Consider the following 13,553-nt stretch of genomic DNA (forward strand, 5'->3'; position numbering starts at 1 on the left):
GGAGGCCCGTTTTCATGGGCGGGAGGGCGCGACCTCGAAGGAGAGACCCCATGACCAGGGCCCCACAGCCGCCCAAGGAGCAACGCAGCTTCGCCGACCGCGGCGCGCAGTTGATGGACGCGGCTGCGGCGACGGCCGCCGACCGGCGCGATTGGGCGCACGGCGTGCAGTCCGGCCAACCGGGCGACGCGGACGTCAACCTGAGCCAGCAAGGGCGCTACGGCAATCTGCAGCAGAATCTGACGACCCACCGCAAGACGCACCCTTAAGGCGCGCGATCAGGCTTCGGCGTTGAGCGTGGCGGTTGCGGCGGGCTTGGCGGAGGCCGGGGTCACGGCGACCGGGGCGGCGGGCGCAGCGGCGGCGCGCGGCGCGGCGGCCGGACGCTCTTCCGTCTTGGCCGGCGTCAGGGCTTCGCGGGCCAGGACGGCGGTGTAGGCCACGGCGCCCGAAGCGTTGCGGGCGGTTTCGACCGGATCGAGGCTGGCCTGGATCAGGCGCGGAGCCTGCTCGACCGGACCCGACGGACGCGGGTTATAGGCGAAGGCCTGATTGGCGCCCGAACGACCGCCGAAGCGGTAGAACAGGTGGTCGCCGACCTGGTTCACGCGCACCAGGCTGTTACGCCACGACGGCGAGACGGCGGTGGTGTGGAAGTGGGTGGCGTTGCCGACGGCGGCGAACACCTGGCCCGACAGGGCCTTGGTCGCCACGTCGCGGGCGCGATCCCAGGCGGCGCGGTTGACCCGGCCGCGCATGGCGCCGTTGCAGGTGAAGCTGAACTGGCAGCCCGTGCCGCGGTTGGCGCCCTGATAGACGACGGCGCAGACGGTGTTGGGGAAGGCGGGGTGGCGGGCGCGGTTCAGCACCACCTGGGCCACGGCCTTCATGCCGTCGCGGCCTTCGCCGCGCGCTTCATAATAGGCGGCCTGGGTCAGGCAATCGAGGTCGCGCGACTGGTCCAGGGCGCCGTCGAGGCGGAAGGGACGGGCGGCGGAAACCTTGGTCGCGCCGTTTCCCTGCAGGCTGGCGCGGCGCAGGCCGTCCTGGCCCTGAAGCTGCTCCAGGCGGGCGGTCAGCAGTTCGGCCTGGCGATCACGCTGGGCCGAGCCGGCGACGGAATAGGGGTCATGGCGATGGGCGATGGTCAGGGCGCTGGCGTCCAGGCCGCCGGCCGCTTCGGCCAGGGCTTCCTGGGTATAGCCGCCGGCGCCGGCGCCCTGCAGGCGCTCGGCCTGGGCGCGCACGGTCGAGGCCTGGGCGGCCAGGCCGCCCAGATAGGCCCCTCCGACTGCGAGGCCGACGACGCCGCCGAACGCCGCCGCAGCCGTCGTGGGGCGCAGGCGGAATGAGCGGGCGGCGTGCATCAGCGCACGCGTCTGCGAGGAGAGAAACAAAGGCGTAGTCCTGTACAACAGGGCGAGGATGCCGCCCCCGTAGATCCCGAACCCCGGCGACAAGGACGCGTCGCGCTTAAGCAGGTCAGGCGAACGCCGACTGAACGCCGGCCCTCGAAGGCGGGCCTTTATCCACCCGATCATGGCCTCAATGTGACTGATTCGCTAGAATTGTAATTTCCTCAGCATAGTGGGATGTGGTGTTTAGTCGTTGTTTTGTTTTTTTTTAATCGTGACGAAAATGCGCCTTAGCATTTCTTGCGAGAACTGTATTTGTATGCTGGCGGAAGATTGTCTCTGATGTTTGTGGTGTGCGAATAAGCTATTGGGCGGGGTGTGACATCTTGTTCGTCAGAGTCGCGCCATAGATGGGAACTCGCCTGCGACTCTTGCGTTGCAAGCTGTGCTATTTCAAGGAGTTGACCCATGACCCGCATCGCTTCCCGACTGACCGTCCTGGCGCTGGCCGGCGCCGGAGCCCTGGCCCTGTCGGCCTGCGGCCACAGCATTGAACAGAAGGCGGCCACCGGCGCGGTCGCCGGGGCGGTGGTGGCTGGCCCGGTCGGGGCGGCGGTCGGCGGCGCCGCCGGGGCGGCCGTCGGCCACGCCGAGAAGCCGCACTGATCCGCCGACATGGATGCGGCCGCGTCGTGCGGCCGCATCCTGCGTCTTGGCGGCCCCATTGCCGCTAAATCCCATGAAAACGGGCCGTAGAGCTTGATTTCGGCGCGAAATTCGGCTTTGGCCTCGCGCCGGGTCGAGCGCGTCGAGACGCGTCTTCCGACCTGATCTATGGCCGTCGCTCTGGCGATCGGCCTTTTTCGCCGTCTCCATTCCCTATCAAGGACACCCGCCTCTCAGCATGCGCGACCTCAAGAACACCGGCTTCAACGACCGCCTGTCCGCCCAGAAAGACGCCAAACAAGCCCTGCTGGCCCGGTTCAAGCCGAAGCCGACGGTTCAGGATCCCGAGTTCGAGAAACTGGCCGAAAAGCGCGCCGCCGAGAAGGAGGCGATCCGCCAGCAGCACGAACTGGCCAAGGCCGAGATTCGTCGCGAGAAGGCCGAGAAGGACGCCGCTCGTCTGGCCGCCGAAATGGCCGCTCAGGACGAGGTCGACGCCGCCAAGCGCGCCGCCCGCAAGGAGCGCAAGCAACTGACCAAGGAAGAGCAGAAGGCGGCCCGCGACGCGCGCTACGCCGCCCGCAAAGCGCGCCAGCGCTAAGCATGGGTCATGCGCCCCTTCCTTGACCGGGAGGGGCAACGCTCATGCGGCTTCAGCGTTACAGGAGCGAAGATTCCTGCGACGCGTCGCCGCCCGCCCCTTGGATCGTGCGTTCGACGACCTAACTGCAAGGCTGATCTTCACCCAGCACTGCCAACGGGAGCCGTCATGAACGCCATCGACACCGGTCTCAAGCCCAAGGAACGCGCCGACGTCGCGCGCGAACTGTCCAAGGCTCTGGCCGACAGCTACGCCCTCTATCTGAAGACGCACGGCTATCACTGGAACGTGCGCGGGCCGGAGTTCTTCAGCCTGCACAACCTGCTCGAAGAGCAGTACCGCGAGATCTGGGCCGCGCTGGACGATATCGCCGAGCGCATCCGCGCCCTGGGCGAACTAGCCCCGCAGAGCGGCTCGGCCTTCGCCAATCTGACCTCGATCAAGGACGGCGATCCCGAGAAGGATTCGGCCGAGATGCTCAAGGAGCTGATCAAGGATCACGGCGTGGTCATCTCCACCGCCCGCGCGGCCCTGGACGCCGCCGACGAGGTCGGGGACGAGGCCTCGGTCGATCTGATGACGCAACGCCTGGCCGCCCACGAAAAGGCCGCCTGGATGCTGCGCTCCAGCCTGGGCGATCGTTAAGGCGAAGGGGATGGCCGTTCCCGCCTCACGGAACGGTAATCTTCTCGTCTGAAAAGCGCCGGATTGGGCGGTCATGCAGATCGCTGATTTCCGGCGCCGCCAGACGCCGCTATACGGACATCGCATGAAACTCGGCCGCCTCACGCCGCTGAAGACGACCGGACGCCGGGCAGCCGCTGCGGCGCCCGCCGTCATGGCCGTCACCGTGGCGGTTATGGGCGTGGCCATGTCGGCCAGTTCGACCCCCCGTCCCGACATCGACCGCACCGCCGAGGCGGTGGCGCGCGCCACCGGCGGCGACCTGGGCCCGAACGGCCTGGCGGCAGTGACGACGCGAATGGATGCGGGGCAATTGGCGATCGCCCGGCGGCACGACCCGGCCCTGGGCCTGCCCGAGCTTTACGGCCTGACGCCCGGTTGGGAGAGCCTGACCCTGGGCGGCAAGCCCTCTCTGGATCAGGGCGTGGCCGGCGTCGCGGCGCAGCAGTTGAACGCCGCCATGCCCAACGCCTTCGGCGCGTTGCAGCCCGCGCGGCCCTTCGTCTTCCGCCCGGTGGACGAGGCGTCGCGCCGGCGCGCCCTGCGCTGCCTGACCCAGGCCGTCTATTACGAGGCGGCGCTGGAGCCGACCGAGGGGCAGGAGGGCGTGGCCCAGGTCGTGTTGAACCGGGTGCGCGATCCCAACTATCCCTCCAGCGTCTGCGGCGTCGTCTATCAGGGCGCCGAGCGGACCACGGGCTGCCAGTTCAGCTTCACCTGCGACGGCTCCCTGGCGCGCGGGCCGGTGCGCTGGGCCTGGGACCGGGCCGAGCGGGTCGCGGCGCGCGCCCTGAGCGGCCATGTGTCCGAGCGCGTGGGCACGGCGACCCACTACCACGCGGACTACGTCCACCCCTGGTGGTCGCCGAGCCTGGCCAAGATCACCCAGGTCGGGGCGCACATCTTCTATCGCTGGAAGGGCGCGGCCGGAGAGACGGCCGCCTTCGTCACCGCCTATTCCGGCCGCGAGCCGTCGATCGACGAGGCCCGCTTCGCCCAGTCCCGCGTCCTGCTGGCCACGGCCGCCGACAGCGTCGAAGCGGCGCTGGACGGCGCCAAGTCGGGCGAACTGCGCACGGTCGAGATCGACGGCCAGACCCGCGTCGTCGGCGTCGCCAGCCTGGGCGGCCGCCGCCAGGCCGGCAAGGACGAGATCGCCGCCATCAACGAACGGCTCAAGGCCTTCGAGAGCGGCGCCGTCCCCAGCGTGACCGTGACCGCCCCGCCGCCCGCCGGCGTCACCCCCATGGCCGTCGAAGAGGTCGGCAAACCGCAGGGGTGAGAGCGGGAGGGCGTTCAGCCTGTTCTGAGGGTTGCGTCGGGTTCAGCTTCAGGGGGCTCGACCGCCTATCTGGTCAACGCCGTGGACGGGCCGAAGCTGGTGGTAGGCGACGCGGTCAGCACCCGCCTGGGCTGGGAGCAGCGGATGCCGCAGCCGGTTGCGCCCGCCGCTCGCGCCGCCGCTGAAACCTCTGCCGAACGGCTACGCAGCTTTGCGGCCGCGCATCCTGGTGTGACGGTCTTCCTGGGCCATCAGTCCCGAACAGGGCAGGCGGAGGCGCGCTGAGGCGCCTCCTGTCTTCCCTCACCAGGCGCCGATCTTCTCGGCTTCCTTGTGGCTGATGGGGTGTTGGGCGGCCTTGTGGTCTTCCTCGGCGAGGAAGCGGGCGGCTTCGAGGGCGGCCATGCAGCCCATGCCCGCCGCCGTCACGGCCTGGCGATAGACGTCGTCGGTGACGTCGCCGGCGGCCCAGACGCCCTCGATGGCGGTCGCGGCCGTACCCGGCTTGACCCGCAGATAGCCGCCGGAGTTGGTTTCCAGCTGGCCCTTGAACAGTTCGGACGAGGGGGCGTGGCCGATGGCGATGAAGACGCCGTCGGCGGGGATTTCGCTGATGTCGTGGGTCTTGACGTTCTTCAGGCGCACGCCCGTGACGTTGCGGGCCACGCCGTCGACGACGCCGACCACTTCCTCGACGGCCACGTCCCAGATCACCTTGATCTTGGGATGGGCGAACAGGCGGTCCTGCAGGATCTTCTCGGCGCGGAACTCGTCGCGGCGGTGAACCACGGTGACGGTCTCGGCGAAGTTGGTCAGGAACAGGGCTTCCTCGACGGCGGTGTTGCCGCCGCCGACCACCACCACCTGCTTGCCGCGATAGAAGAAGCCGTCGCAGGTGGCGCAGGCCGAGACGCCGAAGCCCTGATACTCAGCCTCGGAGTCCAGCCCCAGCCATTTGGCCTGGGCGCCGGTGGAGATGATGACCGTCTCGGCCAGGATCTCGGCGCCCGAGTCCAGCGTCAGGCGGAAGGGGCGCTGGGACAGGTCGGCCTGGGTGACGATGTCGTGGATGACCTCCGTGCCGACATGCTCGGCCTGGGCCTGCATCTGCTGCATCAGCCAAGGGCCCTGGATGGTCTCGGCGAAGCCGGGATAGTTCTCGACGTCGGTGGTGATGGTCAGTTGGCCGCCGGGCTGCAAACCGGCGATGATCACCGGGTTCAGCGAGGCGCGGGCGGCGTAGATGGCGGCGGTCCAGCCGGCGGGGCCGGAACCGATGATGGCGACGCGGACGGTACGGGCTGGGACTTTGGCTTGGGTCATGACCCCTATTTAGGCGCTGATTCCCGATTTCGCGACGCCTGTCGTTCCGTCACGCTTCATGGAGGGATATGAAACGGGCATGACCGCCGAAACGCCCGCCGCCGCCCAGACCCGAAACCTGCTGCGCCGCCTGCTGGTCAGCGCCCGGCGCGGCGTGGATCACGCCGAGGCCGCCCAGGCCGTCTATGAGAACGGCGGGCTGAGCGGCCGCTATCTGATGATGACGGTGATCTCGGCCGCCATCGCCGCCCTGGGTCTGATGCTGTCGTCGCCGGCGGTGGTGATCGGGGCCATGCTGGTGTCGCCGATGATGGGGCCGATCGTGGCCCTGGGCTTCTCCCTGGCCCTGCTGGACTGGAACGAGCTGAAGCAGTCGCTGACGGCGCTGGGCGTCGGGGTGGGGCTGGCCCTGTTCGTGGCGATCCTGCTGACCCTGCTGTCGCCGCTGAAGGAGCCGACGGCCGAGATTCTGGCCCGCACCCGGCCCAACTTCTTCGACCTGCTGATCGCGGTCTTTTCGGGGGTGGCGGGCGCCTACGCCGTGATCCGCCAGCGCGGCGAGACCATCATCGGCGTGGCCATCGCCACCGCCCTGATGCCGCCGGTTGCGACGGTGGGCTTCGGCCTGGGGACCGGCGACCTGTCGATCGCGGCGGGCGCCTTCTTCCTGTTCATGACCAACCTGGTGGCCATCGCCCTGGCGGCGACGGTGACGGCGGGCTTCTACGGCTTCCGGCCGCGCCTGCTGGAGCGGCCCAAGCCGTGGCGCGGCGTGGCGGTCATGGTGGTCTTCGTCCTGCTGGCCGTGCCGCTGGCCCTGTCGCTGCGCAGCATCGCCCTGGAGAGCCGGGCGACGGCCGAGACGCGGCTGGCGGTCGAGGACATCTTCGCCGGCGGCGAATCCCGTATCACCCTGCTGGACGCGCGCAGCGAAGGGAAGGGCGTGACCGTCTCGACCCTGGTCAGCACGCGCAAGCTGGTGGCTGACGCCCAGGCGCGGCTGCAGGAGCGGCTGACGGCGGCCCTGCATGTGCCGGTGTCGGCGACCCTGGATCAGATCGTCGTGGCCGATCCGCAGGCGGCGGCGCGCGCCGTCCAGACCAGTCAGGCGAGCGCGCCCGATCCGGCGGCCGCCCTGCGCAACCGTCTGGCCGACGCCGTGCCCTTCGCCACCGATGCGGTGATGACCGACGCCGAGGGGCGGCGGGCCATCGTCCTGCTGCGGCCCGACGCGGGGTTGGATCTAGACAGCGCCTATGCGCTGGAAGCGGCCCTGCGGACGCGGTTCGACGGGGTGGACGTGTGGGTGACGCCGCCGGTGCAGGAGCCGAAGGCGGTCGATCTGGGCGACGCCGAGGCGCGCGCCCGCATGGTCTGGGCGCTGGCGCGCTGGCGGGCGGCGCCGGCGGTGAGCCTGTGCCGACCGGCGCCGGGCGCGCCCGCGGCCGAGGGACGCGAGGCCCAGCCGGACGCCGGACAGGTCTTCCTGTCTGAACTGGCGGCGGCGGGGGTGTCGATCCGCGCCGAGAACGGGCCGGCCTGTCAGCGCGGCGATCAGAATCTGGCCCGGCTGTCGCTGGGCTAGGTCGGGACTTCAACGAGGGGAGACGAGATGAAGCAGGTGAACAAGGCGGTCTGGATGCCGGTCGGCATCGGCGCGGGCATCGCGATCGGCGCCGGGATCGGCGCGGCGACCGACAATCTGTCGATGTGGTTGGCGCTGGGCGTGGCGATCGGTTCGGGTCTGGGCGTGGCCCTGATGGGGTTGAGCGGCGTCAAGCGAGCGGACAAGAAGACCGAAGAGGCTGCGCCGCTGACGGACGGCGTTCCCAGCGTGAACAGCCACCACAGCGACGGTGGAGGCGGAGGCACCGGCGGCGACGACTAGGCTCGACGTATCGCCGCCAGCACGGCGCGGGCCGCGCGTTCGGTCTCGTTCAGCGGTTCATAGGTCCACGGCGTCAGGGCGCCGTCGAAGGGGCGGGCGGCGCCGCGCGCCTGAAGATCGGCGTGCAGGCGGGCGAACTTGCCCGGCGCCTTCTTCGCGACCATCGGCAGGATGTGGACGGGTTTGCCGGTCGAGGCGGCCTCGGCGGCCATGTTGGCGCTGTCCTCGGTGACGAGGATGTGGTCGGCGCCGTCCAGCATGGCGAACAGGGGATTGTCGCCCTCGCCGTCCCAGATCCAGCCGGGCAGGGCCGACAGGCGTTCGGTCATCGCCGCCTTGGCCGCCTGCGGCGTGCGGCGCGAATAGGTCAGCAGCAGGGCGCCGTTCGCGGCGGTCACGGCCTCGGCGATCCGCTCGGCCAGGACGGCGGCGTGGGCGGGCGGCAGGTCGAAGGCGGCGGACGCTCCGCCCACCATCACCGCCACGCGCGGATGGGGCAGGGGGGCGATGCGCGCGGCGAAGGCGGGCGCAGCCTCGGCCAGTTTTTCACGGGTGATGCGGTGGGGGCTGCCGGTGATCGACAGGACGTTGGGGCCGTTGAGGCTGTCATGGGCTGGGGCGACGATCAGGTCGTAACGGTCGTTGCGCCAGCGCGGATCCTGGGTCTGGACGACGAAGGTCTTGCCGCCGCTCCAGTCGCGCACGCGCGCCGACAGCGGCAGGCTGGCGCGGCCCGTGGCGATCCACAGGTCGGGCCATTGCGTCACGGCGCGCGGATCGAACGACCCCGGCGCCAGCATGGCGGGGGTCTTCAGCGCCGACGGCCAGCGGTCGAAGGCGGGGCGCCAGCGGACGGTCTGGATCTTGATTTCGGCCGGGGTCAGGCGGGCGACGGCCTCGGCCAGCCCCAGGGCCTGGTTCTGGATGCCGCTGCGGCCGTCGGACACGACCCAGATGGAAAGAGGGCGCGCGGCTGTGCCGCGCGCCCTGCCTTCAGCCTCGATGTCGGCGGAGGTTACTTCCACTCGACCTTGAGGATCTCATAGGCCTTCACGCCGCCGGGCGTGTTGACCTCGACCACGTCGCCGACCTCTTTCGAGATCAGGGCGCGGGCGATCGGCGAGGCGATGGAGATCTTGCCCAGCTTCACGTCGGCTTCGTGTTCGCCGACGATCTGATAGACGCCCTCTTCCTCGGTGTCCTCGTCCACGAAGGTGACGGTGGCGCCGAACTTGACCTGGTTGCCCGACAGCTTGGACACGTCGATCACCTGGGCGCGCGACAGCTTGTCCTCGATCTCGGCGATCGAGCCTTCGATCCAGCCCTGGCGTTCCTTGGCCGCGTGGTACTCGGCGTTTTCAGACAGATCGCCATGTTCGCGGGCTTCCGCGATGGCGGCGATCACGCTGGGTCGTTCCACCGATTTCAATTGCTTGAGTTGATCGTCGAGGGAGCGATATCCCTCGGCCGTCATCGGCACTTTTTCCATTGTGTCGTGAGTTTCTTGCTACGCCCGAAGACAGGTGAGAGACGTTCCGGTACCGCTGCGGCCACGGGGGCGTTGCGTGACCGGCCAAGGAAGGTAGGGCGCCCGACGCCCAAACTCAAGATGGCGAAACGGCGCCGCCCGGCGCGGCGCAAGCGCGCAGCCGTGTTTCAGCGTTTTCTTACGGCCCGGAGGGCGGTGCGGGCGGGGACGACGGCCCGCGATCCTTGCTGAACGCGCGTCGCAGGGCCGTCCAGGCGATGAAGCCCAGGGCGGCGACGGCCAGAAGCATGAAGACGCCCGATACGACCGCGACCCCCGCGGCGATGAAGGCGATGACGAGACAGACGGCCGCGAACAGGGCGGCGATGACCTGGATAACGGACAGACGCATGAGAGGTTAACGCGGACGGCCGATCGAGGTTTCCTCTGCCTGATACAGTGCGGTCAGCGGCGCCGTCCGCTCCAGCGCTGACGCCGGTGCGGCGCGCGGGCGGCCCCGCCGCCCGGCGGCGCGCCCTGGATCGGCGCGCGGCGGCTCTTCCACAGCCGCCAGGCCAGGGTCGCCAGGGCGATCTTGCCCGCGTGGCGGGCGGCCAGACTGCGTCCTCGGCGTGACAGCAGCAGGCCGCCCAGCAGGGTGGAAAGGCGAGACAGGGGCATGGGCGGCGTTTCCTCTGGAAGCGGGTTCCTTAGAGGAACGGCCGGGACGCCGCCGGGTTCAGCGCCCTTGCCTGGCGTTTGGGCATCAGGGCTTCCGCGGCCCGGACCGGGCCTTCGACGCCTAGGGTCACGGCGGGCTCGGGCGTTATGACGCGCATGCACACTCTCTGCCGTCATCCTCGGGTCAAGCCCGAGGATGACGGCGACTATATGGGGATGGCGGCGCCTAGGCGGGGCCACGAAAAAGCCCCCGGCGATTGCTCGCCGGGGGCCGTTGTTCAGCACGGGGCCTGATCTCAGTTGTAGCTCTGGATCGGGCGCACATCCATTTCGCCGTGGCGGACGGCGGCGATGCCTTGCGCGGCGGCCAGGGAGCCGGACGCCGTGGTGTAATAGGGGATCTTCATCATCAGCGCCGTGCGGCGGATCGAGAAGCTGTCGGCCAGGGCCTGCTTGCCGTCCGTGGTGTTGAAGACCAGCTGGACCTCGCCGTTCTTCATGGCGTCGACGATGTTGGGACGGCCTTCCAGCACCTTCTTGACCAGACCGACCTCAAGGCCCTGTTCTGTCAGATAGGTGTGGGTGCCGCCGGTGGCGATGACCGAGAAGCCCTGCGCCAGCAGGGTCTTCACCGCCTCGACGATGAAGGGCTTGTCGGCGTCGCGCACCGAGACGAAGGCCGTGCCCTCGGTCGGCAGGATGGTGCCGCCGCCGGTCTGGGACTTGGCGAAGGCGCGGGCGAAGGCGGGGGCCAGATCGGCCTCGCCCTCACGCTTCCAGTCCAGGCCCATGACCTCGCCGGTCGAGCGCATTTCCGGGCCCAGGATGGTGTCGACTCCGGCGAAGCGGGCGAAGGGGAAGACGGCTTCCTTGACCGCGATGTGGTCCAGTTCCTTGTCGACCAGACCGAAGGACGACAGCGGAACCCCGGCCATGACCTTGGCGGCGATGGCGGCGACCGGCTGGCCGATGGTCTTGGCGACGAAGGGCGCCGTGCGGCTGGCGCGCGGGTTCACTTCGAGGACGAAGATTCTAGGCGAAGCGCCGTGCGGCTCCTCGATAGCGAACTGCACGTTCATCAGGCCGCGCACCTTCAGGGCCTTGGCCATGGCGGTGGTCTGACGCTTCAGCTCGGCCACGGTTTCGGGGCGCAGGGAGAAAGGCGGCATGGAACAGGCGCTGTCGCCCGAGTGGACGCCGGCTTCCTCGATATGCTCCAGAACCCCGGCGACGAAGACGGTCTCGTCGTCGCACAGGGCGTCCACGTCCACCTCGGTGGCGCGGTTCAGATAGTGGTCGATCAGGACGGGGTCGTCGCCCGAGACGCGCATGGCCTCGCCGACGTAGCGGTCCAGACCCTCGCGGTCGTGGACGATCATCATGCCGCGGCCGCCCAGGACGTAGGACGGGCGCAGGACGACCGGATAGCCGACTTCCTCGGCCTTGACGGCGGCTTCCTCGGCCGAGCGGGCCAGGGCGTTGGGCGGCTGTTGCAGGCCGATGGCCTGAAGCATCTGCTGGAAGCGCTCGCGGTCCTCGGCCAGGTCGATGCTGTCGACGCTGGTGCCCAGGATCGGCACGCCGTCTTCCTGCAGCGCATGGGCCAGCTTCAGCGGGGTCTGGCCGCCGAACTGGACGACGACGCCCAGCAGCTCGCCCTTGGAGCGTTCGACGTCGATCAGCTCCAGCACGTCTTCGGCCGTCAGCGGCTCGAAATACAGGCGGTCGGAGGTGTCGTAGTCGGTCGAGACCGTCTCGGGGTTGCAGTTGACCATGATGCTCTCGACGCCGATGTCGTCGAAGGCGAAGGCCGCGTGACAGCAGCAGTAGTCGAACTCGATGCCCTGACCGATGCGGTTCGGACCGCCGCCGAGAATGACGGCCTTCTTGCGATCCGACACCTCGGCCTCGCAGGCCGGGATCTGACCCAGGGCGCCGGTCTCATAGGTCGAATACATATAGGCGGTGGCCGAGGCGAACTCGGCGGCGCAGGTGTCGATGCGTTTGAACACCGGGCGCACGTCCAGCGCGCGGCGGGCCTTGCGGACCTCGCCCTCGGTCTTGCTGGTCAGGGCGCCCAGACGGGCGTCGGAGAAGCCCTTGGCCTTCAGCTTGCGGAAGTCGGTGGCGTCCGTGGGCAGGCCCTGAACGCGGACGTGGCCTTCGGTGCGGATCAGGTCGGCGATCTGGCGCAGGAACCACGGCTCATAGGCGCAGGCGGCCTGCACTTCCTCGACCGTCAGGCCGTGGCGGAAGGCCTGGGCGATGACGCGGATGCGGTCCGGCGTCGGCAGGCCCAGGGCGCGGATGACGGCGGCCTTGATCGCGGCGTCGTCCTCGGCTCCGGCCACGCCGTCGATTTCGATGTCGTCGAAGCCGTTCAGACCCGTCTCCAGCCCGCGCAGGGCCTTCTGCATGGATTCCTGGAAGGTGCGGCCGATGGCCATGACCTCGCCGACCGACTTCATCGCCGTGGTCAGCGACGGTTCGGAGCCCGGATATTTCTCGAAGGCGAAGCGCGGGATCTTGGTGACGACATAGTCGATGGCCGGCTCGAAGCTGGCCGGGGTCACCATGGTGATGTCGTTCTTCAGCTCGTCCAGCGTATAGCCGACGGCCAGCTTGGCGGCGATCTTGGCGATCGGGAAGCCGGTGGCCTTGGACGCCAGCGCCGAGGAGCGCGACACGCGCGGGTTCATCTCGATGACGACCAGACGGCCGTCCTTGGGGTTGACCGCGAACTGGACGTTCGAGCCGCCCGTCTCCACCCCGATCTCGCGCAGCACGGCGATCGAGGCCGCGCGCATCATCTGATATTCCTTGTCCGTCAGCGTCATGGCCGGGGCGACGGTGATGCTGTCGCCGGTGTGGACGCCCATCGGGTCGATGTTCTCGATCGAGCAGATGATGATGCAGTTGTCCGCATGATCGCGGACGACCTCCATCTCATATTCCTTCCAGCCCAGCACCGACTCTTCGATCAGGACTTCGGTGGTCGGCGACAGGTCGAGGCCCCGCTCCACGATCTCGTGGAATTCCTCGACATTGTAGGCGATGCCGCCGCCGGTGCCCGCGAGGGTGAAGGACGGGCGGATGATGGCCGGCAGGCCGACGAAGGCCAGGGCGTCGTCGGCTTCTTCAATGTGGTGGATGGCGCGCGAGCGGGGCGATTCCAGACCCAGCTTGTCCATCGCGTCGCGGAACTTCTGACGGTCCTCGGCCTTGTCGATGACCTCGGCCTTGGCGCCGATCATCTCGACCCCGTGACGGGCCAGAGCGCCCGAGGCGTTCAGCGCCAGGGCGGTGTTCAGCGCCGTCTGGCCGCCCATGGTGGGCAGCAGGGCGTCCGGCTTCTCCTTGGCGATGATCTTCTCGACCATCTCGGGGGTGATCGGCTCGATATAGGTGGCGTCGGCCACCTCGGGGTCCGTCATGATGGTGGCGGGGTTCGAGTTGACCAGGATGACCCGGTAGCCCTCGGCCTTCAGCGCCTTACAGGCCTGAACGCCGGAATAGTCGAACTCGCACGCCTGGCCGATGACGATCGGACCGGCGCCGATGATCAGGATGGACTGGATGTCTGTGCGCTTGGGCATCGGCGTTCG

General features: G+C 69.1%; 14 protein-coding genes. 7 read left to right on the forward strand and 7 right to left on the reverse strand.

Annotated features, from left to right (window positions below; all coding sequences use genetic code 11):
- Positions 1–50 precede the first annotated feature (50 nt).
- A complete protein-coding gene (locus tag AC3A3G_RS05795) occupies positions 51–269 on the forward strand; it encodes a hypothetical protein (RefSeq protein WP_200167013.1) in 219 nt (72 codons plus the stop codon).
- Between the two features lie 9 nt (positions 270–278).
- Here the strand turns inward: AC3A3G_RS05795 and AC3A3G_RS05800 are convergent, their stop codons facing one another.
- On the reverse strand, positions 279–1,367 hold the full coding sequence (locus AC3A3G_RS05800; RefSeq protein WP_200167169.1) for a cell wall hydrolase: 1,089 nt from the start codon (positions 1,365–1,367) through the stop codon (positions 279–281).
- Positions 1,368–1,823: 456 nt separating this feature from the next.
- Between AC3A3G_RS05800 and AC3A3G_RS05805 the strand changes: the two genes are divergently transcribed.
- The 4 genes from AC3A3G_RS05805 to AC3A3G_RS05820 all read left to right on the forward strand — a co-directional run bounded on the left by AC3A3G_RS05805 (position 1,824) and on the right by AC3A3G_RS05820 (position 4,588).
- Positions 1,824–2,021 carry a hypothetical protein gene (locus AC3A3G_RS05805; RefSeq protein ID WP_200167015.1) on the forward strand — a complete coding sequence of 66 codons (198 nt, stop codon included), beginning with the start codon at positions 1,824–1,826 and terminating at the stop codon, positions 2,019–2,021.
- Between the two features lie 238 nt (positions 2,022–2,259).
- Complete coding sequence (locus AC3A3G_RS05810) at positions 2,260–2,622, forward strand: DUF6481 family protein (RefSeq protein ID WP_200167017.1); 363 nt, start codon at positions 2,260–2,262, stop codon at positions 2,620–2,622.
- Positions 2,623–2,790: 168 nt separating this feature from the next.
- On the forward strand, positions 2,791–3,267 hold the full coding sequence (locus AC3A3G_RS05815; RefSeq protein ID WP_200167019.1) for a Dps family protein: 477 nt from the start codon (positions 2,791–2,793) through the stop codon (positions 3,265–3,267).
- Between the two features lie 124 nt (positions 3,268–3,391).
- On the forward strand, positions 3,392–4,588 hold the full coding sequence (locus AC3A3G_RS05820; RefSeq protein WP_200167021.1) for a cell wall hydrolase: 1,197 nt from the start codon (positions 3,392–3,394) through the stop codon (positions 4,586–4,588).
- A gap of 303 nt (positions 4,589–4,891) precedes the next feature.
- Here AC3A3G_RS05820 and trxB read toward each other — a convergent pair whose 3' ends face one another.
- Positions 4,892–5,911 (reverse strand): thioredoxin-disulfide reductase, encoded by a 1,020-nt coding sequence (trxB, locus tag AC3A3G_RS05825; RefSeq protein WP_487487751.1) that lies wholly within the window; start codon positions 5,909–5,911, stop codon positions 4,892–4,894.
- A 79-nt stretch (positions 5,912–5,990) separates the two neighbouring features.
- On the opposite strand from trxB, the gene AC3A3G_RS05830 reads away from it, so the two are divergent.
- Together AC3A3G_RS05830 and AC3A3G_RS05835 are read left to right on the forward strand one after the other, a co-directional pair.
- Positions 5,991–7,496 carry a TIGR00341 family protein gene (locus tag AC3A3G_RS05830; RefSeq protein WP_487487752.1) on the forward strand — a complete coding sequence of 502 codons (1,506 nt, stop codon included), beginning with the start codon at positions 5,991–5,993 and terminating at the stop codon, positions 7,494–7,496.
- Between the two features lie 27 nt (positions 7,497–7,523).
- A complete protein-coding gene (locus tag AC3A3G_RS05835; protein WP_368923696.1) occupies positions 7,524–7,799 on the forward strand; it encodes a glycine zipper domain-containing protein in 276 nt (91 codons plus the stop codon).
- On the opposite strand, the gene AC3A3G_RS05840 is transcribed toward AC3A3G_RS05835, so the two are convergent.
- From AC3A3G_RS05840 to carB, 5 genes are all read right to left on the reverse strand, one after another.
- Positions 7,796–8,824 (reverse strand): mitochondrial fission ELM1 family protein, encoded by a 1,029-nt coding sequence (locus AC3A3G_RS05840; RefSeq protein ID WP_487487753.1) that lies wholly within the window; start codon positions 8,822–8,824, stop codon positions 7,796–7,798. The genes AC3A3G_RS05835 and AC3A3G_RS05840 overlap by 4 nt on opposite strands.
- Positions 8,815–9,288: a transcription elongation factor GreA gene (gene greA, locus AC3A3G_RS05845; protein WP_087139933.1), complete on the reverse strand. Its 474-nt coding sequence runs from the start codon at positions 9,286–9,288 to the stop codon at positions 8,815–8,817. Before greA ends, AC3A3G_RS05840 begins: the two co-directional genes overlap by 10 nt.
- A gap of 178 nt (positions 9,289–9,466) precedes the next feature.
- The gene (locus AC3A3G_RS05850; RefSeq protein WP_200167031.1) at positions 9,467–9,679 is read right to left on the reverse strand and encodes a hypothetical protein; all 213 of its coding nucleotides are present in this window, start codon (positions 9,677–9,679) and stop codon (positions 9,467–9,469) included.
- A 53-nt stretch (positions 9,680–9,732) separates the two neighbouring features.
- Positions 9,733–9,948, reverse strand: coding sequence for a cysteine protease (locus tag AC3A3G_RS05855; protein ID WP_412876224.1), 216 nt, complete (start codon positions 9,946–9,948; stop codon positions 9,733–9,735).
- Positions 9,949–10,244: 296 nt separating this feature from the next.
- Positions 10,245–13,544 (reverse strand): carbamoyl-phosphate synthase large subunit, encoded by a 3,300-nt coding sequence (gene carB / locus AC3A3G_RS05860; RefSeq protein ID WP_487487754.1) that lies wholly within the window; start codon positions 13,542–13,544, stop codon positions 10,245–10,247.
- Positions 13,545–13,553: the final 9 nt, after the last annotated feature.

Source organism: Brevundimonas sp. Soil_N_31 (assembly GCF_057655995.1).